A 23,908-nucleotide genomic window follows, 5' to 3' on the forward strand; every position below is an offset into this window, starting at 1 on the left:
GAATCTCTAGCAGGGCTTACCTGCGGACTGCTCTGGGCTCGCATCGATCCAGCGGTGCGTTTCGCTCGTCTACCGTCGTAAGACGGAATCCAGCTGAAGGGGAAACGGGTGCCACGGGTCAGCAAGGAACACCTGGCAGCACGACGGCAGCAGATCCTGGATGCCGCCGCCCGCCTGTTCGCCGAGCGCGGCTTCGCCCGGACCAGCATGAACGACGTGGTCCGCGAGGCGGGTCTGTCGATGGGTGCGGTGTATCGGTACTTCCCGAGCAAGGCGGAACTGATCATCGCGGTCTGCGAGGGTCGCGGGGGCGACATCGACGGTGAGTTCCCCGTCGAGCACCCCCGCGATCTGCTCACCCGGCTCGTCGCCCAGGTCAGGCCTGGCGGCGAGCACGCCCGCCTGTCGGTGCAGGTCTGGGGCGAGGCCGCCGTCGATCCCGACCTTGCCGCGCGGGCCGTCCCCGTCCACCTCCAGCTGGAGGAGCAGCTCACGCACCTGTTCGGTGTGGATGGCGTCCCGCACGACGACCAAGGGGCCGTCGCGCAGGTCGCGCTCGCCGCGGTCATCGGGATGGCCGCACTGGTCGCGGCGGGGGTGCCGGTCGACGAGCGCCGGTTCGTCGACGCGCTGGCCGGCCTTGTGGATCCCGCACCCGACGGTGCCCCGTTACCGCCCGCTACGCGGCGGGAATAGGGGCGAGGTAGAACCGCGTCGCCGCGATCCGCCCGTCCCGGATGGTCATGATGGCCGGCCCTCCCAGGACGGCCGGTACACCACCGGGCCCGGTCCCCGTCATCTCCCACTCCGACCACAGCTCGCCTCCGGACTCGGCCCGGCGCAGCACCCGGGCCTCGATGTCCGGGATGCGGGCCAGGATGCCTTGCCAGTTGGCGACGACGCGTTCGGACCCCACGAAGCCCTCCGCCGGCCGGTGTGGGGTCTCAGCGCGGTAGTCCGGGGTGAAGCAATCCGCGATGCGCTGCGGGTCGTGAGAGTTGATGGCCGCACGGAGGCGCTCGACGGGATCGTCGGTGGTCATGGGAGATCCTTCCTCGTTGCTGTTCGGGTGAGAAGTCGGTCCGATCCCGCAGGACGCGAGGACACCGGGAAGGAGCAGAGCCGTGGCGCCTGCGCGCAGAGCCTTGCGCCGGCCCACGGGGCAGGGCGGGATGGGTATCGATACGGACACACGCCAATAATAAAGTGAGCGCTCACTTTAGCAATACGACCAAAAGAACCGCAGGTCAAAGACCTGCGGTTCTTATTGCTACCTCGACCGGTGCGGCAGGTCAGCCGACCGTGTCCGATCTGAGGAGATGGCAGGGGTGTCGGGTCGAGCGACTAGGGCTGTAGCGGCCCTTGGCACTAGGCGAAGGGGTAGTCGTCATCAGGTGCCGGGGTGATCAGGGATTGTTCGATTCGGTCGATGGTGTCGGCGGGATCGATTGCGGTGCGGATGTTTTCGGGCGGCGGCGTGAGTGCCGTCGTGTCCAAGCCGGCATCGTGGTCGAGATCGTAAGCGGTGGTGAGTTGTTCGGCGTAGTCGGCGTCGTCGCGGGTGGGGATCGTGGTCATGGGTCAACCTCCATTCGTCCTGGCCGGCTGCGGTCGGCGGTAGCGGTGCCGGTTGGGCGGGGTGGGCCCGGTTACCGATCCAGGCCCACCCCGACGGAGAGGAAGAGTGACGTGACATTGACAGATTCCGCGATGGCGGTGGTGCTACCCCGGTGGCGCCACAGGTGTGGCGGTGCATGGAAACCGGCTACCGCGGGTTTCTCGAACACGCGATCGCGCAGGGGTGATGGCATCGCCGCCAACGCATTTCATTCCACAGATTCGGATACGGGCATCACCTCGTCTCTACTAGAGGGTTGGTTCTGACATCCGGGCCAGCTGAGTCAGGCGTTGATTGCCTGGCGCTTGCCGTTGCTGTGTCCGATCTCGATCTTGCGGGGTTTGGCCTGCTCCGCGACCGGAATCGCCAGGGTCAGTACACCATCGGTGTAGTCGGCGCGGATGTGATCGGTGTCCAGGCCTTCGCCTAGGAACAACTGGCGGCTGAACACGCCACGGGAACGTTCCGCGGCGATCATCGACCGCCTCGAATCCAGTTCCGGGCGTTCTGCTTTCACGGTCACCACATTGCGCTCGATATCCAAGTCCAGCGACTTCGGATCGATGCCGGGCAGATCGAACTCGACCAGGAACTCATCGCCCTCGCGCCAGGCATCCATCGGCATGACCGTCGGCCGGGCCGCCGTGCCGAACACCTGCTGCGTGAGACGGTCCAGATCACGGAAAGGATCGGTACGCATCAGCATGGTCGCCACCTCCAACACACTCCATTCGTCATCGTTGGAACCAGATTATCTATGCCATCTGGCATAGATAAGTTTTAGCACTCTCGACAGATGAGTGCAAGCATCTGGAACAAGAAGTTGGATGGCGAGTTCGCCGCGCGGCCTCGGCCGGTGGTTCCACAGGCGGATCCGACACCATTGCCGGATCCGCCTCCGGTACCGATCGGATCGTCTCCGGGCGGGGTTAGAGACGAAGCCACCTCCGGTACCCTGAGCGCTCCTCGAGCAGGCTCAGGACAGACCACCGCCTCGGCACGAGACACCGGCAACGAAAGAACTTGCGTCACAGGTGGTCTCCCCCAAGACGACGGTCTGCCATGACAACTGTCCACCCAACGCCGCCTCCGAACACCGACCACCAGTGCCACCCCACTGACAGAGCGCGCCAGACCCCGTGGGTCCGCTACGCATCTGCGCGGCACGGAAGTTCCCCCGCCAATTCTGGTCCAGCGTTCGGTCGCCGAGTGAAATGATCGGTCGATGGGTAGCAGTGCCACTCCTACCGTTTACGACATCCGGTCCACGGCCGCCGTGTCAGCCCGGGATGCATTCGAACAGTGGGAAGCCGCTCTGGCCGAGAACTATGCGCCACTAGCGGTTTCACCGGTCGGTGAAGGCGAGTTCCGCGGGCGCATAGTCGTCAATACATTCCAGAACCTGGAAGTTTCCGATGTTCGGACGACCGGGCAGCGCCTGCGACGATCGCGCCGCCTGCTCGAACGACCCGATGATCCGCACCTGGTGGTGGCGTTCTCGGAAGAAGGGGGCGGCTGGCTCACGCAAAATGGACATACGTGCGCGATAACGCACGGCGGAATGTTCTGCTGGGATACGGTCCGCCCGTTGACCGCTCAGTTCGATCCGGCGATCCGGATGCTGGTGATCAGGGTGCCGTTGGCCGAGCTACTGGCGCACACGACACTGTCCCTGGACCGGCTGCCGACCGCCGTGCGGTTCCCCGCCGAGGGCGCGGCGGCCGTCGTGGGCCAGTTCTTTCGCGGGGTAGCCCCGCTGCAACTCGACGATCCGGGCGGGGCTGCGGCACTGGCCGAGCACGGCACCGGTCTACTGGCATCGATGATGTCGTTGTCCGCGGGGGTAACGCCGAGCGGTCCACCGGCCCAGACGCTGACCAAGCAGACGGTCTTGGCCTTCATTCACCGGAACTACACGAATCCCGAGCTCACCGCCGAGCAGATCGCGCACGCTTGCATGATGTCGCGGCGCAGCCTGTACCGGTTGTTCGAGGACACCGAGCACGGAATAGGCACCCGGCTGCTGCGGATGCGGCTCGACCACGCACGGAAGTTGCTCCGTACCCAGCCCTCCCGGTCGCTGGCGTCGGTAGCGGCCGCGTCAGGATTCGCCTCGGAGCGGCATTTCTACCGCGCCTTCAAACAGGCGACGGGAATGACACCCGGCGAGTTCCGGGCCCGCGAGATGCGACCTACTCCGAAATAACAGGGTCGAAAGTTCGGGATCACCGGCGGGTAGCTATCGGCCACGGCACATGGGCCGAAGGTCGCGACGTCATGAATCCGGGACGACGGCGAGGAATTGCCAAGCGCGCGTTGCTGCTTGGAGATTGAATCGGACATTCATATCGCGCAAATCGAAGCCGGTGAGCTCGCGGATGCGACCGAGGCGATAGCGCAGGGTACTGCGATGGATGTGTAATACGGCGGCGGAATCGTTGTAGTTCCCGCCGCATTCGAGATACTGGGCCAGGGTGTACACGAGGTCGGAGTTCCGGTTGTCGTCGTAATCCAGGAGGGTGCCGAGCCATTCGCGCACGAAGTCCTCGACCTGGCCCTGGGTGTGCGCCGCGTCGACCAGACGATAGAAGCCGAGTTCGTCGAAGGCCGACGCGCCGTCCGGGATACGCGACCGTTGCCGGATGTGAACGGCCCGGCGCGCGTCGGTGAAGGATCGCGCGAAGTCGCTCGGCTGCTCGCATCGGCTGCTGATGCCGATGGTTATCGGCGTCGCGTCGTCGGCCTCGCGGAGGGCGTGGTGGAAGGCGGCCGGATCCGGTCTGCGGTCGGTGATCAGCACGATCATTCCGCTGTGGCGGCCCTGGATGGATTGCAGACCCTGAGCCGACGCGGCGCGGCTCGCCGCCTCGGCGATCGAATCGATGTGACTCGCGCTGTGCACCAAGACGACAAAGTACGTTCCGCGCAGGTCGTGTCCCAGGGCTGCTGCGCGGGCGTAGGCGCTGTCGTTGTCGGTGCCGGAGACCAGATCGTCGATGAGATCGCGGCGTAACCGCAGCTCGATCTCGGCGAGATTGCGTTGATGTGCGAGTTCGAGGGCGAGCATGGTGCTGCCGTACGCCAGCGCGAACAGCTGAGGCTCGGCCACCTGATCGTTCGGATCGATCAAGGCGAGCGTACCGAGGACCTCGGCACGCGGCTTCACCAACATGATCACCCGATCGTGAACCCGCAGCGGCGCATTGTGCGTCGCGAGCCGGCGCAACAGTCGATCACGCTGCTCCGGTGCGGTTTTGGGATACAGTTCCGGCCGGCCGGGTCCCGACCAGGCGCGCAGATTGCCGAAAGGGTCCTCGACCGCGACCGGCAAATCGGTCAGCTGGGCGATGGCATCGGCGATACCCTGTTCGCCCTGTCCGTAGGCGGCGGCTCCGGAGAGCACCTCGAGTGCTCGTGTCTGCCGTTCGAGACGCAGGACTGTGGCGGCCAAATGTTCGTTGATCTCGGTGAGTTCGATCGCATGCAGGCCGGCGCGTTCGTGAGTGGCCGCATTGGCCAACGCCGCACCGGTGATCTGCGCCAGCACCTCTAGCAGGAATATCTCGTCGGGCCGCGGCGCGCGGTCGGAGCCGACAATCAATGAACCTACGACTCCGGACAAACTCCCCAGGACAAAGGCCCAGCCCCATTTCTCGCCGACCACGATCACGCTGCCCGCTCCGTCCAGGGCGCTGACCTGCGCGTCCAAGCGTGGCTGTGCGGGTCGCTCGGGCGGGTACCGCTGGAATTCGCCGTCCACTCGACGGTAGCTCGCCAGCGTGCGGCACGAGCCGAGACACGAGACGGCCGCACCTGCCATCCGCAGTATTTCCACGACTTGGTGCTCGCTCGACAGCGCTGCGGACAACGCGCACAGCCCACGCAGCGACGCCAGCTGGGTATCTGCCAATCCAGCGACGATGGGATAACTCAGCAGCGGCTGATTCATGGCATGAGGTCTGGCCTCCGAGTTGGGATGTTGATCATCGAGATACCCCCAACTCGTCCGGCGTATGCAATCCGGACGAATATGCACCATTAATGCATCAAAGCAGCAAATGAAATATCTCGAATACTACCGACCATTCGGCGGTTCCCGGATGCTTGGCCTTCGGGGCGATCGCGACGAACGTCCGCGCGAGCGCCACACTCAGGCCGCCGGCGATCAGCGGCAGCCGGCGCTCGGTCTCCGGCGAGAGCGCCACGTCCAACGGCGGACGGGCGACGAGTTGGTCGAGCAGCGGTTGCAGCTCGATCTCCTCGTCCAGCTTCTCGAAGCGATGGATGCTCTGCTGCAGGCCTGCGGTGATCGGCAGATCCCACGGCTCGATCACGTCACGCGCGTTCGCCTTCGCCGATGCCTTGGCCACGAGCAACAGGTCGTAGATCTTGTCGTCGATGAACTCGGTGTAGCGCGCGAGATCGTTGTGGTGCACCTGCAGCCCGGCCGCAGCGCGGAAAAAACGCTGAAATTTGACAACGCCCATTATCGGCATTCCGATCAGCCCCTCTCGAAGTATTCGTGAATGTGGCGCACCGCCATCGCGCCTTCACCAACAGCGGACGCGACCCGTTTGACCGAGCCGCTACGGACATCGCCCACCGCGAAGACGCCGGGCCTGCTTGTTTCGAGCGGCAGCGGCCGACGGCCGGAATAATGCTGATCCTCGGCCGGGTACACCGCGTCCGGGCCGGTGCGGACGAAGCCGTGCGCATCGAGTGCCACGGAGTCCGCCAGCCACGCGGTGCACGGCGTCGCGCCGATGAAAACGAACAGGGCGCGCACGGCAAGCGTCTCCCGCTCCGGCGTGCGATTGTTCTCGACCACGATCGCGTCGAGCTCGCCGGTCCCGATCACCTCGCGCACCTCGGTGTTGCGGTGCACCGTCACCCGCGGGTGCTGCTCGATCCGCTCGACCAGATAGCGGGACATGCTCTTGCCGAGGTCGCCATCCCGAATGAGCAGGTGCACGTGCGCGACCCGCCCTGCGAGAAAGACCGTCGCCTGCCCGGCGGAATTGCCGCCGCCGACGATCGCCACCGGGTCCACACCGCACATCGACGCCTCCTGGTGGGTAGCGGCGTAATACACACTGGTGCCTTCGAAGCGCTCGATCCCGGTTACGGCGAGTCTGCGATAGCGGGCGCCGGTGGCCAGAACCAGCGTGCGGCCGAGCAACGCGCCGCCACCGGCCAGCCGCAGCAGATGATGTCCGTCCTCGGCTTCCAGCCCGACCACGTCCGCGGACACCAGCAACCGAGCACCGAACTTTCCGGCCTGGATGACCGCCCTCTCGGCCAGTTCGGTGCCCGAGATGCCTGCGGGAAAGCCCAGGTAGTTCTCGATGCACGAGGAGGTACCCGCCTGCCCGCCCGCCGCGATCGCTTCCAGCACCGACGTGTCGAGCCCGTCCGAGGCGCCGTACACCGCGGCGGCCAGACCGGCCGGGCCGGCACCCACCACGATGAGGTCGCACACCTCGCGCAGCGTGTCCGGCACCGGTAGGCCGATGAGGCGCGCCAATTCGGCATTCGTCGGATTGCGCAGCACACGCTCGCCCCGCCAGATGACGACCGGTGTGTCCTCGGCCGCGACACCGAGATCAGCGAGGAGCCGCTCGGCCCTGCTGTCGCGCTCGAGGTCGATCCAGTTGTGCGGCAGACGGTTTCGCACGGCGAACTCGCGCAGCCGCCGGGTGTCGGGTGAATAGCAGGAACCGATGATCCGGAACCCGGACACCATACCGAGCAGTCGGCAGCGGCGGATCAGATACGCCCGCAGAATGAGGTCGCTGAGCATCGGATCGTGTTCGACCAGTGCGCGTATGCGGTCGACCGGGACCGCCAGCACTTCGCCGTCCTCGATCATCTGCGCGGTATAGAACGCGACCTGACCTTCCAGCAGGCCCAGCTCGCCGAGGAATCGGCCGGGCCCGTGTATACGCAGCACCCGGGGTTCCCCCGCATCGTCGTCGATGATCGCGACGGTGCCGGACAGGATCACGAAGAACTCATCGCTCGGCGCCCCGGCCCGAATCAATATCTCTCCGGCGCGCACCGACCTCCGGGTACCGCCGACGGCGAGCGTCGCCACCTGCGCCTCCGACAATCGCGGAAACGCGCCCACTTCGTCGGGGGTTTCGGCGCTCATCAGACGAAATTCTGGTGGACGTAACACCAGCGCCAATTCTCGCCCGGTTCCATCGATTCGACGATCGGGTGACCGACCCCACCGGCGTGCGCTCGCGCGTGCCGCATCGGGGACGAGTCACAGCAGCCGACGTGCCCGCAGGTCAGGCACAGCCGCAGATGCACCCACGGCGTGCCGAGTTGAAGACATTCCTCGCAACCCTGCGGTGTCCGCGGCGTCACCGGCCGGATCGCCGCGACGTGGGGATCAGTATGGATCGAAGTCATGCGCTCACATCCTTCTCCGTTCGGTCGGACAGGTTCTGGTCCAGCCATCTCCGTAGTTCCGGCATCGGAGCGGCGCCGGCCTGCCGGGCCAGCACCTCGCCGTGGTCGAGTACGAGCAAAGTCGGCACGGCTCGCACGACGAACAGCTCGGCGGTGCGGGGTGCGGCATCGACGTCGACCTTGACCAGCTTCAGCCGACCGGCACGTTCGGTCGCGAGCTGTTCGAGCGCCGGGCTGACCAGCACGCAAGGCCGGCACCAGGTCGCCCACAGATCGACAAGGACCGGCACCGAGGACTTTTCGGTCACCTCGGTGAAGTCGTCGTCACCGGCCGCGACGATCCACGGCAGCGGTGTGTGGCAGTTGCCGCAGCGCGGTGTGCCCGCCGCCGCACCCGGAACCCGGTTCACCATCCCGCAGTTGGGGCATTTGATCTTCGCGGTTTCCATAGTCGTACCTCGTTCTCATCCGGTGAGCGCGGGCGTGGTGTACGCGACGGCGAGATCCGCACCGGCCACGGTGACAGTGACGGTGCCGCCCTGGCCGATGTCGCCGCGCACGAGCGCCCGGCCGATCTTCGTCTCGACTTCGTGCGCGATGTAGCGGCGCAGCGGCCGCGCGCCGTAGACCGGATCGAATCCGTGCCGGGCGATGAGCCTGCGGGCCTCGGGGGTGATGTCGAGGGTGATCTGCCGTTCGGCCAGGCGGTGCCGGAGTTCTTCGAGTTGCAGCACGACGATGTGCTCGATCTGGGGCAGCGTCAGCGGCGTGAACAGCACGATGTCGTCCACGCGGTTGAGGAACTCGGGGCGGAAGTGCCCGCGCAGCTCGGCGAGCACCCGATCCCGTGCGTCCGGCTTGATCTCGCCGTCGGCGGTGACCCCGTCGAGGAGGTGGTGGGAGCCGATATTCGAGGTCATGATGACCACGGTGTTGCGGAAATCGACGTGCCTGCCTTGTGAATCGGTGATACGGCCGTCGTCGAGCACCTGTAACAGCGTGTTGAAGACGTCGGCGTGCGCCTTCTCGATCTCGTCGAACAACACCACCGAGTAGGGCTTGCGGCGCACCGCCTCGGTGAGCTGCCCGCCTTCGTCATAACCGACGTAGCCGGGCGGCGCGCCGATCAACCGGCTGACCGTATGCCGCTCCTGGTACTCGCTCATGTCCAGGCGCACCATATTGTCTTCGCTGTCGAAAAGTGTTGCGGCCAAGGTCTTCGCGAGTTCGGTCTTACCGACGCCGGTGGGGCCGAGGAAGATGAACGACCCGATCGGCCTGCGCGGATCGCGGATGCCCGAACGGGCCCGGATCACCGCATCGGCGACGAGTTGCACCGCCTCCTCCTGCCCGATCACCCGCTCGTGCAGGATTTCATCGAGCCGCAGCAGCTTCTCCCGCTCGCCCTCCTGTAGCCGCACTACCGGGATTCCGGTCCACGCGGCGACGATTTCGGCGATCTCGTCCTCGGTGACCACCTCGCGCAGCAGCGGCTGCTTACCCTGCTTGGTCTGCAATTGTTCCTCTGCCGCCCGCAGATTACGTTCCAGCTCGGTGATCTCGCCATAACGCAACTCGGCCGCGCGATTGAGGTCGTAATTGCGTTCGGCCTCCTCGGCTTCGCGGCGCAACTGCTCGAGTTGTCCACGCAGCTCCTGCACCCGCCGGATCGCCTGCCGTTCGGCCTCCCACTGGGCGTGCCGCGAGTCGGCCTCGGCCCGCACATCGGCAAGTTCGCGCCGCAGCTCCTCGAGCCGAGCCTTGCTCGCCGCGTCGGTCTCCTTGGACAGTGCCGCCTCTTCGATCTCCAGCCTGGTCACCTTCCTGGTGAGTTCATCGAGTTCGGCTGGCATCGAGTCGATTTCGGTACGCAGCCGGGCACAGGCCTCATCGACCAGGTCGATGGCTTTATCCGGCAGGAAGCGGTCGGTGATGTAGCGATGCGACAGGGTCACCGCGGCCACCAGTGCACCGTCCTGGATCTTCACTCCGTGGAAGACTTCGAGGCGTTCGCGCAGCCCGCGCAGGATGGACACCGCGTCCTCCACGCTGGGCTCGTCCACCAGCACCGTCTGGAATCGGCGTTCCAGTGCCGCATCGGATTCGATGTGCTTGCGGTACTCATCCAGGGTGGTCGCGCCGATCATGTGCAACTCGCCGCGGGCGAGCATCGGTTTGAGCATATTGCCCGCGTCGAGGGATCCGTCACCGCCGGCCGATCCCGCGCCGACCACGGTATGCAGCTCGTCGACGAAGAGCAGGATGCGGCCCTCGGCCGCCTTCACCTCCGACAACACCGCTTGCAGCCGCTCCTCGAACTCGCCGCGATACTTCGCCCCCGCGACCAGCGACCCCATATCGAGGGAGAAGATCGTCTTGTCGCGCAGGCCTTCCGGCACATCGCCACGCACGATGCGCTGAGCCAAGCCCTCCACGATCGCGGTCTTGCCGACACCGGGATCACCGATCAATACCGGATTGTTCTTGGTCTTCCTGCTCAAAATCTGTGTCACCCTGCGGATCTCGGCGTCTCGGCCGATAACCGGATCCAGCTTGCCCGCGCGGGCCTCGGCCACCAGATCGCGGCCATACTTCTCCAGTGCCTCGTAAGCACCCTCCGGGGTCGCCGAGGTCACCCGCTGATTGCCCCGAACCGTGGTGAGCGCCTGCAGGAACGACTCTCTGGTGATGCCATGGCCCGCGAGAATCCGGCCCGCCGCGGTGCCCGATCCCTCTTCGGCCAACGCCATGATCAGGTGCTCCACCGAAACATAGGAATCCTTGAGCCGCTTGGCTTCTCGCTCGGCCGACGCGAGCAGCGCGGCCAATCGCCGGGTGACCGTCACCTGCCCGGGCGCGGCGCCGGGACCGCTCACCTTGGGCCGGCGGGCCAGCTCGCGATTCAGGTCGGCGCGCAACGCGTCGAGGTCCGCGCCCGCGTGGTCGAGCAGCCGGGGCACCAGTCCGTCCGGCTGGTCGACCAAGGCGAGCAGCAGATGCTCGCCGTCGACCTCGCTGTGCCCCAATCGCGTCGCCGCGTTCTGCGCTTCGCTCAAGGCTTCCCGAGACTTCTCCGTCAACTTGCTGGTGTCCATCGGGACGTCCTCCTTCGCGGATCGGCTTCGAGTTCTTCGATTCGGTCCAGCAGATCGAGCACCAATCCGATTGCCGCGTAGTTCAATCCGAGCCCGGACCGTAAGCGCTGGATTCGGGCGACAACGGCCACCGCGGCCGGTTCGAAGCGAAGATCGGTGCCTTCGCGGGCACCGTCGAGCAGCCCGAGTGCGACCAATCGGCGCACCATGTCCGGATGCAGACCGGACCGCCGGGAAAACTCGTCGAGCCGTAGCCCCGCTCGCCGCACGATCACGTAGTGCGCTGTGGGCGCGCTCATTGTTCTCTCCTCGGATCGAAGGTCGACGCGGCGGCCAACTGCTCGAACAGCTCGCGTTCGCGCGCGGTCGGTTTCGCCGGCACCATGACCTTGACCTCGGCGTACAGGTTGCCGTCGGTGCCGCGACGGTTGGGCACGCCCGCACCACGCAATCGCAGCTTGCGGCCGGTCGAGGAGCCCGGCGCCACTTTGACTTTCGCCTCGCCGCTCGGCGTCGAGATCGCGACCGTGGCACCCAGCACCGCCTCCCAGGGGGCGACGGGCAGGTCGACGTAGATGTCGCGGCCGACCAACCGGAAGCGCGGATGCGGCTTGATGTGCACGACCAGGTAGAGATCTCCGGCGGGCGCGTCACCGCTGCCGCTACCCCCCTGCCCGGCCAACCGGATCCGCTGGCCGTCGATGACGCCGGCCGGAATATCGACGTCGTAGTTGCGTTCGCCGAGCCGGAGCTTGCGTTTGCCGCCGCGGTAGGCCTCCTCGACGGTCAACTCCAGGGCGGCCTCCTGATCGGCGCCCGGAATCGGTCCGTATCCGCCACGGCCAGCGAAGATATCGCCGAATATGTCGCCGAAATCGACGTTGCCGTCGAAACCGCGACCGAAGTGCACACGAGTCCCGCCACCGCCGCCACCGAACCCGCCGGTGGCCGCGCCGGCCCGTTCGTCGTAGTCCTCCGGCACCCGCCGAAAGTCCGCACCGAAGCGGTCGTAGCGACTCCTCGTCGCCGGATCGGACAGGACCTCATAGGCCGCACTGACCTCCTTGAACCGATCCTCCGCCGCCGGATCGGCATTCACGTCCGGGTGGTATCGCCGCGCCAGCGTGCGATACGCCTGCTGAATCTGGTCCTTGTCGGCGTCGCGGGAAACCCCGAGGACCTCGTAGTAGTCGCGCGCCATCGACGCTCACCCCTCGCGTCTGCTGACGATCACGGCCGCCGGACGCAGTTGCTGTGCGTTCTCGCCATATCCGGGGCGCAGCACCTCGACCACGGTCCCCGGCGGGAAATCGGGCCGGTCGACCACGCTGACCACCTCGTGCCTTTCCGGGGAGAACGCGACTCCCACCTCCGAATGTCTCGGGTAGCCGAGCTGTTCGAGTACCTGCACCGCCTGATCCCGGATCGCGCGGACGCCCGCGACGAGCGGGTCCGTCTCGCTGTTCGCGTGCGCCAGCGCCAATTCCAAGTTGTCCAGCATCGGTAGCCAGGCCCCGGCAACCTTCGCTCGTTCGGCCGCGCGCTCTCGATCGAGATCCCTGGCGTAGCGCTTGCGCAGGTTGTCCAGATCGGCTGCGGTGCGCCGCGCGCGGTCTTCCCACTCGGCGTTCTGGGCGTCGGGTTGTTCCTGCACCGCGTCCGGGTCGGGGGTGTCGGTGATCGACTGGTCTGCGGAGGTTTCCATCGCCGAACCTCCTCAGCTCTGGTCGAACTCGGCGTCGATCACGTCGTCGTCACCGGGCGCGCCCGACCGTGCACCCGCGTAGCTGGACTGTCCGTCGCCGCCCCCGGATTGCGTGGGCTGCAACCCGTACAGCAATTGCTGCAGTTCCGAGGTGAGCGACTGCACCCGATCCAGCGGCGCTTCTCCTTTGACGGCCTGTCTGGCGTCAGCGATCAGCATCTCGGCGCGTGCCCGCTCGTGCGGCGGCGCGCTGTCGCCGAGCTCGGCCAGCCGCCGTTCCACCTGGTACGCGGCCGAATCCAACGCGTTGCGGGCATCGACGGCCTTGCGCAGTTCCTCGTCTTCGCGGCGGTGCCGCTCGGCCTCGGCGAGCATCCGGTCGACTTCGCTCTGGTCCAGATTGGACTGCTCGCTGATCGTGATGCTCTGCTCTTTGCCGGTGTCCTTGTCGCGCGCGGTGACATTGAGGATGCCGTTGGCGTCGATGTCGAAGATGACCTCGACCTGCGCCTGGCCGCGCGGCGCGGGCCGGATGTCCTCCAGCCGGAACCGGCCGAGCACCCGGTTGTCGGCGGCACGCTCGCGTTCGCCTTGCAGCACAACCACATCGACCGCGGGCTGGTTGTCCTCCGCGGTGGAGAACACCTCGCTGCGCCGGGCCGGGATGGTGGTGTTGCGCTCGATGATCTTCGTCATCACCCCACCCTGGGTCTCCACGCCCAGCGACAGCGGCGTGACGTCCAGCAGCAGCACATCGGAGACCTCGCCCTTGAGCACACCCGCCTGCACGGCCGCGCCGAGCGCGACCACCTCGTCCGGATTGACGCTCATGTTCGGGTCCTTGCCGCCGGTCAGCCTGCGCACCAGCGCCTGTACCGCCGGGATGCGGGTGGAACCGCCGACCAGGATCACCTCGTCGATGTCATTGGCGGTGACCTTGGCATCGGTCATGGCCTGCTCGACCGGGCCGAGGCAGCGCTGCACCAGGTCCGCGGTCAGGTCCTCGAACTTCGAGCGCATGAGCGTGGTGGTGAGGTGCTTGGGTCCGTTCGCGTCGGCGGTGACGAAGGGCAGATTCACCTGGGTCTGCGTCACCGAGGACAGCTCGACCTTGGCCTTCTCCGCCGCCTCGAAAAGCCGTTGCAGCGCTTGCGGATCGGCCCGCAGGTCGATGTGCTCGTCGCGCTGGAATTCGTCGGCGAGATAGTCGACGATGCGCCGGTCGAAATCGTCGCCGCCCAAATGCGAATCACCCGCGGTGGAGCGGACCTCGACTACGCCTTCACCGACGTCGAGCAGGCTGACATCGAAAGTGCCTCCGCCGAGGTCGAATACGAGCACCGTCTCATGAGTCTGCTTGTCCAGTCCGTACGCCAACGCGGCGGCGGTCGGCTCGTTGATGATGCGCAGGACCTCGAGTCCCGCGATCCGGCCCGCGTCCTTGGTGGCATTGCGCTGCGCGTCGTTGAAGTAGGCGGGCACGGTGATCACCGCTTCTTTGACCCGCTCCCCCAGATACTTGCTCGCGTCATCGACCAGCTTGCGCAACACCTGCGCGCTGATCTCCTCGGGCGCATACAACTTGCCCCGCACATCGAATCGGGCGACGCCGCCCTCGCCCTCGACGACGTCGAAGCTCACCGCCTTGGCTTCCGCCGAAATCTCGTCGAAGTGACGCCCGATGAATCGCTTGGCCGAATAGATCGTGCCCTTCGGGTTCAGGATCGCCTGTCTGCGGGCGAGTTGACCGACGAGTCGCTCACCACTCTCGGTGAACGCGACCACCGATGGCGTGGTGCGCGCCCCCTCGACGTTGGCGATCACCACCGGCTCGCCGCCCTGCCAGCTCGCGATGACAGAGTTCGTAGTTCCCAGATCGATTCCTACCGCAGTGGCCATATCAATTCCTTCGGATCGACGCGACCGGCCGGCCGCCGGATATTCGATACCGCCAATCCTTCCGACCACACCCGAGCTACGACACGGCCTGACGAGGCGAAAAACGCACACCGATTGGTCCTGCTGGACCAAGGGCGAGCGACGACGGATCGCGGAGGTGTAGCCGAGTTCATGCTCGGCCGCGCCCCTCTCCCCTGGCGTGTCGAACCGCAAGCCGCCACCCTGGATCGCTCAGCGTCTCGGGCAAGGTGATTGGCCGACGGCGGCCTTTCGACCGGGCAGCGGCCAGTCGGGCGGCAGGTCAGCCCTAGATCGGCCCTGGTCGTTCGAGGTCTTCGCTCCGACCGTTCAGGCTGCGGGCTGGTTCATAGGTGTTCGGGGGCGCCGAAAAGGGCGACGGTGGCGGTGTTGAGCAAGGGCAGCAGGGTTGGTAGGTGTGCGGGGCCTTGGGTTTGCAGGCAGTGGCGGACGCGGTCGTCGATGCCGCCGATGATGAAGTCGAAGGTCTCGTCGGGACGGGCGGGGAGGGTGGGTTGTTGTTGACGGGCGAGGTGGTGGGCTCGGCGCATGCGGTCGGCGAGGATTGCTTGGACCTGGGCTCGTTGTTCGGCGAGTTCGCGGCCGGCGACGAGGGTTTCGACGTGCAGGGCTTGCGCGATGGCGGGGTTGTCGGCGAGCGCGGTCAGATACAGCTCGAGGGAGTCGTGGACGAGGGTGCGCCAGTGGCGGGTGTCCAGTGTTGCTGCGCGCGTGCGGAGTTCGGTGTCGAGGGTGGCGACGAAATAGTCGCAGGCGGCGCGGAAGCAGTCTTGTTTGTTGGCGAAGAACTCGTAGAAGGTGCGCCGGGAGACCCCTGCCGCGGCGACGATCGCGGCGACGGAGGTGCCGTGGTAGCCGTGGGCCGCGATCTGCTCGAACGCGGCGCGATGCAGTCGTTGGATCTGGGAATTTACGACGGTATCGCGCGCGAGTTTGTGCCGCCCAGGAGGTAGCCGGGTGGCAGAACCAGCGTTGCGCGCATTCATCGAACGCAGCGTATCCGAGATCGGGCAGGCAACCGTGGTTGGTGGCGGCCTCTATTGCGCGCTCACGTGATGAGGGATACAGTCCTCCGATGTTTAGGTACGACAGTGTTTCCGTTGTGATCGACTCGCGGCAAAGTCGCCGTGATCAGGACAAACCCGAGGCCGATGAGCCCGCGGAATGAAGGCCGCAGCGGAAGCTGCGCCAAGACGGAGAGCCACCATGCGGGCAGGCACCAGAGGTCGCACGGGCCGGTGGCAGCGGGTAAGAAGGTGCTGTGCATGAGCCGACGGCTCTGGACAAAGGTTGCCGATGTCTGACTGCCACTTACTGACTTCCAATACGATCACGTTGCGCCAGTTCGACTACTTCGTGAACGCGGTCCAACTCGGCTCGCTGTCGGCCGCCGCCAGGCGATTCGGAATAACACCGTCGGCCATGTCGCAGCAGATCGACGCGCTGGAGTCCACGCTCGGCCAGAAGCTGTTCGATCCGCGGTCACGCCGGTCGAGACTCACCAAGTTCGGCCGTGAGTTCTTCGCCCAGGCCTCCGTTGTGGTCGAGTCCGCCCGGCAAGCGATCGCCATGGGACACACCTTCGGCGAGGGCATGATGACCGTCGGCACCACGCCGACCATTGCCCAGAAACTGCTGCCACCGCTTATCTACCGGTTGCGCCACAAACAACATATGGACAACGTCGAGGTTCGGGCGTTCAACGATCTCCGCGAACTCAACACCGCGTTGGCCGACGGCGCGGTGGATCTCGCCATCGGCCCGCTCGAACAGTCGACCTCGCGGGTGGTGCACCGCTTAGGCGAGGAAGAACTCGTCGTCGTCTGCCATCCCGGCCAGCGCGGCAGCTTCGACGGCTCGTGGAAGCAGCTGGTCGAGGCGCCGTGGATCCGCTGCGGCACGAATTCCGATCTCACCGACATCGTTTCGCGCGAGGCGGGCCTGGCGGGCGTGCACGTGCGGTTCACCGTCCGCGCACCCGACGTCACCACCGCACTGAACCTCGTCGAGCACGGCGTCGGTGTCGCACTGGTACCGAAAATGGCGCTACACGGATCGACCAGGCTGCTGTCCCTGGTCCGACTACCCCGTCCGATTCGCCGGGAATTGACCGTGCGCGCACGCGACAAGTCCTTCCATGTCGAGAAGTTCCTCGAGGTCGTCACCGAGTCGGAACTAGTCCGAAAGTTCACGGCCTCGGGCCTACTGGAAATCGGGCGGCCCGGACCGTAAGTGGCGCTCCGCGATCACCGAGCCCGTCGATCTCGGACGCGACAAGCCCTGGTCCGGACAACACAATCGGTTGCCGCCCAGGTGGCACCGGATCGGCGCCCGCTAATCGCGGGTGACCGGTTGGATGCGCAGGCCGGGGCGGGGGCCGTGTTGGGCTCGGGCGGAGTTGCGGATCTGCTGCGGGGTGGCTCCGAACCAGCGCCGGACCAGACGAGTCAGCGCCGATTGCTCACGCAACCCGACGAGCGTCGATATTCGGCTCATCGGCAGATCGGTATCGCACAGCATCCGGTGCACCGTGTCGCGGCGGGCTCCGTCGAGTAGTTCGCTGAAGGTGGTTCCCTCGTCGGCGAGTGCGCGTTGCAAGGCGCGTTCGTGCATGCTCAGCGTGCGCGCCACGGACTCGATGTCGGGTTTGGTGGTGCTGATCGTCTGCAGGATCGCTACGCGCACCCGTGCGCTCAACGTCCAATCCAGTTCGGAGAAGTTGCGCGTCAGATAGTCGACGGACATCGTGCGCAGGATCGGGTTGCCGCCGGTGATCGGCCGGTCGGGTAGGTCGTCCGGTATCCGAAAGGCGGTCCGTCCGGTCTCGAACACGACTGGGGCGCCGAAGTATTCGCGGTACCGCGCGACGGGGGCCAATGGCTTGTGCGGCAGGTGGAGTGAGCGCAGGCCGTAGTCACCGCCCAGCACCTTGCGCAGGCAGTTGTGGATCGTGCCCGCCGAGAGGTCGGTGCCCTGTACGAAGCCCGTCGAGTCGGCGGTGTCGCGGTATTCGAGCGCGATCGTGCCCGCCTCCTTTTCCGGGTCGCCGGTCAGCCGGATCGCGATGCCGCTGTTGTGTGTGAACAGGAAACGAGACGCGTAGGCCAGCGCGTCACCGACGGTGGCGGCGTTGGCCACCACGATCGCCAGCGCGCCGAGCACCTCCGGGTCCTGCCGGGACGACAGACGCAGCCCGAAGTCGGGGCAGTCCAGTTCGGTTGCGGCCGCTTCGAGCGCCCACCCGATCACCTCCGCGGGAACGATCGCATCGTCGTTGTCGAGCGCGCCGGGACTGATATCGAAGCGTTCGAGCAGGGCCTGGCCGTCACCGCCCAGTTCATCTACCAGCGCCGGGTAGCCTCGCAGGCTGGCCGCTCGTGCCGTGGTCACCATTGGATCACCCCTCCCGGTGGGACAGTTCGGCTTCCCTTCGGCCTACTCGCGAATAGACGGTAACCCAGGTCACAATCCGCCACAACATTGTGATTGATTTCCATCTGACCGGCAATCGCCTCGGTTGTACCGTGAGCCGGTGAGCCGAACCCAGCGCGAGCGCCGCGAAACGACCATCGCGAACCTGCTCGACGCCAGCATCGAAGTCATCGACGAACTCGGTTATGCGCGGGCCTCGGTCACGAACATCACCGCTCGGGCCGGACTGTCCTACGGTGCGTTGTTCCGGCATTTTCCGACCATGAGCGACTTCATGGCGGCGACCGCGCACGAAGCGGTTCGCCGTCAGGTCGAGGCCACCCGGCAGCGGTTCCGCGAGGTGGCCGGGCGCGAGGGCCGCACCGACATGGAGACCTCGCTGCAGGTGCTGCGCGAGCTGAGCGGCCGGCCGACGCACACGGTCATCCTCGAACTGACCATGGCCGCCCGAACGGACCCGTTCCTGCGCGCGAGTCTGCAGCAGGCCATGCGCGACGTGGGGCCGTTGATGATCGAGACGGCACGCGAAATGGTCGGTCACGAAACCGATCTCGGCTACGAGGATGCCATCACGCTGGTCTTCATGGTTTCCGATCTGTTCGACAGCGAAGTCTTCCAGCGGCCACTGCGCGAACATCACCCGAGAAGCAACACACGCCGGGTCTCGCTGCTGCTGCGGATGCTCGAACCGTTCGGCGCGGGCGCCCGCGAGGCGAGCGAGTAGTCGCCGCAGCGGATCGTCCGGCGCGCCGGACAAGCAAGTCATCGCCCACGGTTCGTTCCGCGAATCGGGGGTCTCTTTTTGCTGCGAGCCCGATCTGCAAAAGAATGTCGCCATAGGATAAAACAGCCGAAATATGCCACTTGACCTCGAATTACATTGAAACTGCAGGCAATTGACCTGTTGCCTTGGATTGTGTCGGCCATTACAGTCCCTACTCGCCGGTAACCGGCAATCAGCATGCGCCCTGAATGCAGAAAACGCGGCCGCCTCGAATGGCCCGAAAGAATGTGGAGCGTTATGAAATCAAGGGAACGGACGATGACGTTCGCCCGGAAAACGGTCGCGTCGATCGTCGGAGTCGCCGCCGTGGCGCTGTTCGCCTGCCCGGTGGCCGACGCGACTCCCGAGTTCACCGGGATCGACGGTGGGCAGTACGCGGCCGGGTGGAAGGCGGCAGTCGATGGGCCGCAACCGTTTTCGCAGATCTTCCCGGACCTGGCGGTGCCGGTCACCATGAGCGACGGGACGGTGCTCAAGCTCGATGTCACCCGGCCCGGGAACACCGGGCGACCGGTGGACGCGAAGCTGCCGACGATCGTGGAGTTCGAGACCTACAGCAAAATCGCGATCAACCTGGCCTCGGTGCTGTTGCAAATCCCGGGAATCGAGAACGTGCTGCTGCCGTGGATCGGCTCCATCGGCGCGCCGCCCGGGTCCGGGCTCGAGGGGATCACCGATCTGACCGAGCAGCTTCGCTCCGGACCGATCCAGACCTTCCTGCACAACTATGACCTGGTCAAGGGCGGCTACAACATGGTGCACGTCGACATCCGCGGCACCGGGACGTCCGAAGGCAAATGGCAGATGTTCGGGGACAAGGAGCGCCAAGACGCGGCCGAGGTGATCGACTGGATCACCAAGCAGCCGTGGAGCGATGGCGGTGTCGCCGTCAAAGGCACGTCGGCCACCGGGATCGCGGCGTTGCGGGCTGCCGACCGCGGCAATCCGGCCGTGAAGGCGGCATTCACCTATATCGGCAGCGGCGATCTGGTCGACGACATCGTGGCCCCGGGCGGCAGTGTCGGATTCGGATTCGCGGCGTTCTGGCCGATGGTGGTGAACCTGGCCAAATTCGCACCCGACGTGGAGTCGATCATCGCGGGAAAGTTCGATCCCGCGCAACAGCTGAAGTGGTTGCAGGACAGGCTCGCCGACCCGCTGACCATGGTCGATGTTGTCGCCAATGCCTTCACGGCGATGAACACCGGCCAGCTCACCCCCAAGACGCACGACCTCTTGGGCCCGGACTCGGACCTGCGCAAGGGCTTGAAGGCGGACACCGAGATGGTCACGGCACCGAGCTTCATGATCAGCGGCTGGTGGGATCTGTTCGGCAGCACCCCCACCGAAACCTACAATGCGATGCCGCAGACGCCGGATCGTAAGAAGCTTGTCATGGGTGAGGGCTTTCACGCGGGCGCGGGCGTCAAGGGGTTCGGCGATCCGGGCATGCCGCCCCGCCTGGATGTGCTGCAACGCGCATGGTTCGACAAGTGGCTCAAGGGAATCGACAACGGGATCGACAACTACAGCCCGCTCACGCTGAAACAGCAAGGCGGCGGGTGGATCTCGTCGGACACCTTCCCGCAGATCGAAACCGGCTACCGGCGAATGTATTTGAACGATCAGCGCTCCGGCACCGCGAATTCGCTTTATGACGGCGGACTTTCGGGCCTGGCCAAGCAGGGCGGCGTCAACGATCTGACCGTCGCGCCGGGCGTGCTGAGCGCCTGCTCACGCGACACCTCGCGAATCCTGGCGGGCGTACCGTCGATCATCATGGCTTGTGGGGAGGATTCCCGGATCTGGGAGAACAACGGTCTCAGCTTCACCAGCAGTCCGGTGACCGAGCCGACGACGATGTCCGGCGCCATCAACGCCCACCTCAACACCGTGCTCGATCAACCCGACGGATACTGGGTCGTCACGGTGAACGACGTGTCCCCGGACGGCCGGTCACGCGAGATCAGCTCGGGCCAACTGGTTTCCTCACTACGGCAGATCGATGAATTCAAAAGCACGAAATCGTCCAACGGCGACTACACGCGCCCTTCGTATTACATAGACGTCGACAAGCGACAGACCGTGACGCCCGGCCAGCCCCTGGTCCTCGATATAGCCGTCGACCCGACCGACGCTGTCCTGCAACCCGGGCATCGATTGCGAGTCGATGTCTACGCGAGCAACTTCCCGAAAGGCTTGCCGCCCATGCCGATCCTGGTCGACAGCAAGCTGGCCCCACAACACCTACGCCTGGACCCGAACGAGCCCAGCTGGGTGAACATCCCGCTGAGCACCGACATCCCGGAATAGGGCAGTAACCGCCCACGGCACCGTGCATCTCCAGGGGGAATGCACGGCGCCGTGGGCTGCCCGCACCCGCACTGGAGCGTCGACGATCTCGTCACGAAATACTGTGTCGGCGGCGCATCCCCCACATCGATCTTGGCACGCGGTGTCGATCCGCTCCGGAGCGGGACAGTACACCGGCGGTCCGGGCCCATCACCCCCCGACCGATCGGCGTACCCGTTCGTCGTCGAACACCCTCGGCAGCGTGGACAGGAATGCCCGCGCCGCCGAAGTTCCCAGGACTCTCGGCCCGATGAGTTGTTGGTACGTGCTCGGCGAAGCCGGCTTGCCCAGATCCTGGGCGGGTGCGAATTCTCCAGCGCTCATGGCGGATTCCCCTCATTCCTCGGTGGAACAAGGCGATCAAAACGGTAGACGCTAACCATCGGTGCAGTGCCGACCCGGCAAACAACTGGCTCGATCCCGGCGTGGCGATCGATCCGGGCGTGTCATCAGATGGATTCCGGTCGCTTCGCGTGTCCCGCTCGGGCTGACATGCAGTGCTGCCGGCCGGTAGGTGGCAACAGCGACCTTCGACTCGCAGGCAGGCTGGACTGGTGACGTCTCGATTCCGACGTACATGAAGATCGCTGTGCCGCAATGGAAAACACCGCCGAGGGACGGCCTGCAATCGGTATGGTCCGGCCCGCGGGGGGCCGGTTCGAAACGCGTGGGTCGCAGTTCGTAGTCGTCGGCTGCATCACGGTTGAGCCCGACCGGATCGGGTGAGGCAGGGCCGGTGGCGAGGCGTACCCGTGTTGAGGTTCTCCTGGGCCACCCGCGCCCGGCGTTGTCGCCGCACGGCGATACGGCAACACCGTCTGTTTGGCCGACCTCATTCGAGATGCATTGTTGGACAGGCGATCACGAGGAACTCAGGCAACTCGCCTCTCGGGCGATACCAGCACCAGTTCCTCATGATCGTCCGACCAGTATCCCTCGGAGTGTCATGACCTCGATCGGGTCAGGCCGCGCGGAGACAGAAGGGGTGTCCAGCGGGACTGGCGCATACCCGAGAGGCTCGAGGGGGTGGCATCGCCTGTCGGTCGCAGCTGTCCGCCCGAATGCCCGCACATCGGCTTGAGGTTTCGTTGAGTTGTTATGTGCCCGAGGCCATATGGGCGGCGAGCGGCGCCTCGCACTGTAGGTGCGAAAGCCCCATGCTCACCGCGCGGCTACTGAGATTCGCGTCGTTCGTAGAGCAGATTACCGAACAGGCCGCCGGACACCAGGGCTGGGAAGAAGGCCCAGTTGCCGAAGGCATCAAGACGACCAGCCAATGCGAAGCCGATGACCGTTACTCCGAATGTGACTGCGAGATACAGCGCGAACCGCAACAGCAAGCGCGGCTCACGGCGAATCAACCGTGCTGCGCCACGGAAACCGACCATCTTCTCGAGGTCATCACGCAACCACTGCCGCAGTCCCCGCTGACGCTTCGTCATCCGATGAGTATGGCATGAAATCGTCCCGGCGGATTGCCCCCAATTCAGCATGCACGCGTTGGAAACGCCTTGTCGACCAACATATTTGGACGACCAACCAGCGCGCGCCCAGCGGCTATCACCGTGCGTTCGATGTGGTCGAACCCGCGCTCTCGGTCGGGCCCGGCCTGGCGAAACTACGGCTTGGAGAATTCGCGCCCTGCGCGACCCGGACGCGCCGGTCAGAGGAGGGCGCCGCCGGAGACCTCGATGCGCTCGGCCGTCATCCAGCGCAGGCCCGGCGACGCCAGCGTGGCGATGGCGTCGCCGATCTCCTCGGGTTCGCCGACGCGGCCGAGCGCGGTCTGCCCGGCGAGACCCTGGCGCATCTGGGCGTCATCGCGCATGGCGCCGCCGTTGAAGTCGGTGGCGGTCGGCCCCGGGGCGATGGAGTTGACTCGGATGCCGCGGGGGCCGAGTTCTGCGGCCAGAGTGCGGCTCAAGGCCTCGACGGCGGCCTTCGAAGCGGAGTAGACCGAGGTCGCGGGACTGGTGTGGCGGGTCAACGACGACGAGACGTTGATGACGCGGGCGCCCTGCGCCAGCAGCGGCACAAGCGACTGGATAAGGAAGAACGTGCCCCGCACGTTCGTGTCGAACACCGTGTCGAAGTCGTCGGCCGTGACAGCTTCCAGCGGGCCGAACACGCCCACCCCCGCGTTGTTGACCACGATATCGAGCCGCGAAGCCCCCCAGCGCTCGAGCAGTCCGCTCAGCTCGGAAGTGAAGGCTCCGAAAGAGGGAACGTCGCTGATATCGAGCCGTACGACAGCGGCAGTCCCGCCCGCAGCGTGCACTTGCTGCGCGGTCTCCTCGGCCCCGGCCGCATCACCGCGATGGGTGACCACGACCCGCACTCCGCGCGCCGCCAGGGCCAGTGCCGTACTCCGACCCAGGCCACGATTCGCACCGGTCACCAAAGCGATCCTGTCGGCTGTCATCATTTGCTCCCTCATCGCACGGCACCGGAGAGACGGCGGGCGCCGCAATCAGATGCGAGTCGATCGACTCGCCTTTCCATCGCACTGTAGACATGCCATAAGAGGCGAGTCAAGTGACTCGCCTCGGAGCTAGGGCATACTGCA

23 protein-coding genes are annotated in these 23,908 nt (G+C 65.8%); 5 read left to right on the forward strand and 18 right to left on the reverse strand.

The window, feature by feature from the left end; translation table 11 throughout:
- The first annotated feature begins 108 nt into the window (after positions 1-108).
- Positions 109-696 (forward strand): TetR/AcrR family transcriptional regulator, encoded by a 588-nt coding sequence (locus ACFWF1_RS40600; protein ID WP_379291684.1) that lies wholly within the window; start codon positions 109-111, stop codon positions 694-696.
- On the opposite strand, the gene ACFWF1_RS40605 is transcribed toward ACFWF1_RS40600, so the two are convergent.
- The 3 genes from ACFWF1_RS40605 to ACFWF1_RS40615 all read right to left on the reverse strand — a co-directional run bounded on the left by ACFWF1_RS40605 (position 680) and on the right by ACFWF1_RS40615 (position 2,324).
- A complete protein-coding gene (locus ACFWF1_RS40605) occupies positions 680-1,042 on the reverse strand; it encodes a nuclear transport factor 2 family protein (protein ID WP_379291682.1) in 363 nt (120 codons plus the stop codon). The genes ACFWF1_RS40600 and ACFWF1_RS40605 overlap by 17 nt on opposite strands.
- A gap of 326 nt (positions 1,043-1,368) precedes the next feature.
- Positions 1,369-1,578 carry a hypothetical protein gene (locus ACFWF1_RS40610; RefSeq protein ID WP_379291680.1) on the reverse strand — a complete coding sequence of 70 codons (210 nt, stop codon included), beginning with the start codon at positions 1,576-1,578 and terminating at the stop codon, positions 1,369-1,371.
- 323 nt (positions 1,579-1,901) lie between these two features.
- Complete coding sequence (locus ACFWF1_RS40615; RefSeq protein ID WP_379291679.1) at positions 1,902-2,324, reverse strand: Hsp20/alpha crystallin family protein; 423 nt, start codon at positions 2,322-2,324, stop codon at positions 1,902-1,904.
- A 519-nt stretch (positions 2,325-2,843) separates the two neighbouring features.
- Between ACFWF1_RS40615 and ACFWF1_RS40620 the strand changes: the two genes are divergently transcribed.
- A complete protein-coding gene (locus ACFWF1_RS40620) occupies positions 2,844-3,824 on the forward strand; it encodes a helix-turn-helix domain-containing protein (protein ID WP_379291677.1) in 981 nt (326 codons plus the stop codon).
- 69 nt (positions 3,825-3,893) lie between these two features.
- On the opposite strand, the gene ACFWF1_RS40625 is transcribed toward ACFWF1_RS40620, so the two are convergent.
- The 11 genes from ACFWF1_RS40625 to ACFWF1_RS40675 form a co-directional block, all read right to left on the reverse strand.
- A complete protein-coding gene (locus tag ACFWF1_RS40625) occupies positions 3,894-5,567 on the reverse strand; it encodes a PucR family transcriptional regulator (RefSeq protein WP_379291676.1) in 1,674 nt (557 codons plus the stop codon).
- Between the two features lie 97 nt (positions 5,568-5,664).
- On the reverse strand, positions 5,665-6,105 hold the full coding sequence (locus ACFWF1_RS40630; RefSeq protein ID WP_379291675.1) for a DUF1931 family protein: 441 nt from the start codon (positions 6,103-6,105) through the stop codon (positions 5,665-5,667).
- A 14-nt stretch (positions 6,106-6,119) separates the two neighbouring features.
- Positions 6,120-7,769 (reverse strand): FAD-dependent oxidoreductase, encoded by a 1,650-nt coding sequence (locus ACFWF1_RS40635; protein WP_379291673.1) that lies wholly within the window; start codon positions 7,767-7,769, stop codon positions 6,120-6,122.
- Positions 7,769-8,035 carry a UBP-type zinc finger domain-containing protein gene (locus tag ACFWF1_RS40640; protein ID WP_379291671.1) on the reverse strand — a complete coding sequence of 89 codons (267 nt, stop codon included), beginning with the start codon at positions 8,033-8,035 and terminating at the stop codon, positions 7,769-7,771. The genes ACFWF1_RS40635 and ACFWF1_RS40640 overlap by 1 nt, the downstream gene beginning before the upstream one ends.
- On the reverse strand, positions 8,032-8,484 hold the full coding sequence (locus ACFWF1_RS40645) for a thioredoxin family protein (RefSeq protein ID WP_379291670.1): 453 nt from the start codon (positions 8,482-8,484) through the stop codon (positions 8,032-8,034). Before ACFWF1_RS40645 ends, ACFWF1_RS40640 begins: the two co-directional genes overlap by 4 nt.
- 15 nt (positions 8,485-8,499) lie before the next feature.
- Positions 8,500-11,130 (reverse strand): ATP-dependent chaperone ClpB, encoded by a 2,631-nt coding sequence (gene clpB / locus ACFWF1_RS40650; protein ID WP_379291668.1) that lies wholly within the window; start codon positions 11,128-11,130, stop codon positions 8,500-8,502.
- Complete coding sequence (locus tag ACFWF1_RS40655) at positions 11,112-11,429, reverse strand: chaperone modulator CbpM (protein WP_379291666.1); 318 nt, start codon at positions 11,427-11,429, stop codon at positions 11,112-11,114. The genes clpB and ACFWF1_RS40655 overlap by 19 nt, the downstream gene beginning before the upstream one ends.
- Positions 11,426-12,331 (reverse strand): DnaJ C-terminal domain-containing protein, encoded by a 906-nt coding sequence (locus tag ACFWF1_RS40660; RefSeq protein ID WP_379291664.1) that lies wholly within the window; start codon positions 12,329-12,331, stop codon positions 11,426-11,428. The genes ACFWF1_RS40655 and ACFWF1_RS40660 overlap by 4 nt, the downstream gene beginning before the upstream one ends.
- A 6-nt stretch (positions 12,332-12,337) precedes the next feature.
- Entirely contained in the window at positions 12,338-12,835 is a 498-nt protein-coding gene (locus ACFWF1_RS40665; RefSeq protein WP_379291662.1) for a nucleotide exchange factor GrpE, read from the reverse strand.
- Between the two features lie 12 nt (positions 12,836-12,847).
- Positions 12,848-14,734, reverse strand: a complete 1,887-nt coding sequence (dnaK, locus tag ACFWF1_RS40670) for a molecular chaperone DnaK (protein WP_379291660.1) — start codon at positions 14,732-14,734, stop codon at positions 12,848-12,850.
- Positions 14,735-15,099: 365 nt separating this feature from the next.
- Positions 15,100-15,759, reverse strand: coding sequence for a TetR/AcrR family transcriptional regulator (locus ACFWF1_RS40675; protein WP_379291658.1), 660 nt, complete (start codon positions 15,757-15,759; stop codon positions 15,100-15,102).
- 310 nt (positions 15,760-16,069) lie between these two features.
- Here ACFWF1_RS40675 and ACFWF1_RS40680 point away from each other — a divergent pair, with 310 nt between their 5' ends.
- The gene (locus ACFWF1_RS40680) at positions 16,070-17,005 is read left to right on the forward strand and encodes a LysR family transcriptional regulator (RefSeq protein ID WP_379291657.1); all 936 of its coding nucleotides are present in this window, start codon (positions 16,070-16,072) and stop codon (positions 17,003-17,005) included.
- Between the two features lie 102 nt (positions 17,006-17,107).
- On the opposite strand, the gene ACFWF1_RS40685 is transcribed toward ACFWF1_RS40680, so the two are convergent.
- Entirely contained in the window at positions 17,108-18,166 is a 1,059-nt protein-coding gene (locus tag ACFWF1_RS40685) for an AraC family transcriptional regulator (protein WP_379291655.1), read from the reverse strand.
- Positions 18,167-18,305: 139 nt separating this feature from the next.
- Here ACFWF1_RS40685 and ACFWF1_RS40690 point away from each other — a divergent pair, with 139 nt between their 5' ends.
- Both ACFWF1_RS40690 and ACFWF1_RS40695 read left to right on the forward strand, forming a co-directional pair.
- Complete coding sequence (locus ACFWF1_RS40690; protein ID WP_379291654.1) at positions 18,306-18,929, forward strand: TetR family transcriptional regulator; 624 nt, start codon at positions 18,306-18,308, stop codon at positions 18,927-18,929.
- 318 nt (positions 18,930-19,247) lie between these two features.
- Complete coding sequence (locus ACFWF1_RS40695) at positions 19,248-21,302, forward strand: CocE/NonD family hydrolase (RefSeq protein WP_379291653.1); 2,055 nt, start codon at positions 19,248-19,250, stop codon at positions 21,300-21,302.
- Between the two features lie 190 nt (positions 21,303-21,492).
- Here the strand turns inward: ACFWF1_RS40695 and ACFWF1_RS40700 are convergent, their stop codons facing one another.
- The 3 genes from ACFWF1_RS40700 to ACFWF1_RS40710 all read right to left on the reverse strand — a co-directional run bounded on the left by ACFWF1_RS40700 (position 21,493) and on the right by ACFWF1_RS40710 (position 23,764).
- Positions 21,493-21,666 (reverse strand): hypothetical protein, encoded by a 174-nt coding sequence (locus tag ACFWF1_RS40700; protein WP_379322271.1) that lies wholly within the window; start codon positions 21,664-21,666, stop codon positions 21,493-21,495.
- Positions 21,667-22,514: 848 nt separating this feature from the next.
- Entirely contained in the window at positions 22,515-22,784 is a 270-nt protein-coding gene (locus ACFWF1_RS40705; protein WP_379291651.1) for a hypothetical protein, read from the reverse strand.
- A gap of 221 nt (positions 22,785-23,005) precedes the next feature.
- Entirely contained in the window at positions 23,006-23,764 is a 759-nt protein-coding gene (locus tag ACFWF1_RS40710; RefSeq protein WP_379291649.1) for an SDR family NAD(P)-dependent oxidoreductase, read from the reverse strand.
- Positions 23,765-23,908: the final 144 nt, after the last annotated feature.

The sequence above is a fragment of the Nocardia sp. NPDC060255 genome, assembly GCF_042727395.1.
Taxonomy (GTDB): Bacteria; Actinomycetota; Actinomycetes; order Mycobacteriales; family Mycobacteriaceae; genus Nocardia.

Excerpts from the sequence above, each read along its gene's own strand:
- ACFWF1_RS40605 (WP_379291682.1), bottom strand. The coding sequence starts at position 1,042 with ATGACCACCGACGATCCCGTCGAGCGCCTCCGTGCGGCCATCAACTCT.
- ACFWF1_RS40610 (WP_379291680.1), bottom strand. The coding sequence starts at position 1,578 with ATGACCACGATCCCCACCCGCGACGACGCCGACTACGCCGAACAACTC.
- ACFWF1_RS40615 (WP_379291679.1), bottom strand. The coding sequence starts at position 2,324 with ATGCTGATGCGTACCGATCCTTTCCGTGATCTGGACCGTCTCACGCAG.
- ACFWF1_RS40620 (WP_379291677.1), top strand. The coding sequence starts at position 2,844 with ATGGGTAGCAGTGCCACTCCTACCGTTTACGACATCCGGTCCACGGCC.
- ACFWF1_RS40625 (WP_379291676.1), bottom strand. The coding sequence starts at position 5,567 with ATGAATCAGCCGCTGCTGAGTTATCCCATCGTCGCTGGATTGGCAGAT.
- ACFWF1_RS40630 (WP_379291675.1), bottom strand. The coding sequence starts at position 6,105 with ATGGGCGTTGTCAAATTTCAGCGTTTTTTCCGCGCTGCGGCCGGGCTG.
- ACFWF1_RS40635 (WP_379291673.1), bottom strand. The coding sequence starts at position 7,769 with ATGAGCGCCGAAACCCCCGACGAAGTGGGCGCGTTTCCGCGATTGTCG.
- ACFWF1_RS40640 (WP_379291671.1), bottom strand. The coding sequence starts at position 8,035 with ATGACTTCGATCCATACTGATCCCCACGTCGCGGCGATCCGGCCGGTG.
- ACFWF1_RS40645 (WP_379291670.1), bottom strand. The coding sequence starts at position 8,484 with ATGGAAACCGCGAAGATCAAATGCCCCAACTGCGGGATGGTGAACCGG.
- clpB (WP_379291668.1), bottom strand. The coding sequence starts at position 11,130 with ATGGACACCAGCAAGTTGACGGAGAAGTCTCGGGAAGCCTTGAGCGAA.
- ACFWF1_RS40655 (WP_379291666.1), bottom strand. The coding sequence starts at position 11,429 with ATGAGCGCGCCCACAGCGCACTACGTGATCGTGCGGCGAGCGGGGCTA.
- ACFWF1_RS40660 (WP_379291664.1), bottom strand. The coding sequence starts at position 12,331 with ATGGCGCGCGACTACTACGAGGTCCTCGGGGTTTCCCGCGACGCCGAC.
- ACFWF1_RS40665 (WP_379291662.1), bottom strand. The coding sequence starts at position 12,835 with ATGGAAACCTCCGCAGACCAGTCGATCACCGACACCCCCGACCCGGAC.
- dnaK (WP_379291660.1), bottom strand. The coding sequence starts at position 14,734 with ATGGCCACTGCGGTAGGAATCGATCTGGGAACTACGAACTCTGTCATC.
- ACFWF1_RS40675 (WP_379291658.1), bottom strand. The coding sequence starts at position 15,759 with ATGAATGCGCGCAACGCTGGTTCTGCCACCCGGCTACCTCCTGGGCGG.
- ACFWF1_RS40680 (WP_379291657.1), top strand. The coding sequence starts at position 16,070 with ATGTCTGACTGCCACTTACTGACTTCCAATACGATCACGTTGCGCCAG.
- ACFWF1_RS40685 (WP_379291655.1), bottom strand. The coding sequence starts at position 18,166 with ATGGTGACCACGGCACGAGCGGCCAGCCTGCGAGGCTACCCGGCGCTG.
- ACFWF1_RS40695 (WP_379291653.1), top strand. The coding sequence starts at position 19,248 with ATGACGTTCGCCCGGAAAACGGTCGCGTCGATCGTCGGAGTCGCCGCC.
- ACFWF1_RS40700 (WP_379322271.1), bottom strand. The coding sequence starts at position 21,666 with ATGAGCGCTGGAGAATTCGCACCCGCCCAGGATCTGGGCAAGCCGGCT.
- ACFWF1_RS40705 (WP_379291651.1), bottom strand. The coding sequence starts at position 22,784 with ATGACGAAGCGTCAGCGGGGACTGCGGCAGTGGTTGCGTGATGACCTC.
- ACFWF1_RS40710 (WP_379291649.1), bottom strand. The coding sequence starts at position 23,764 with ATGACAGCCGACAGGATCGCTTTGGTGACCGGTGCGAATCGTGGCCTG.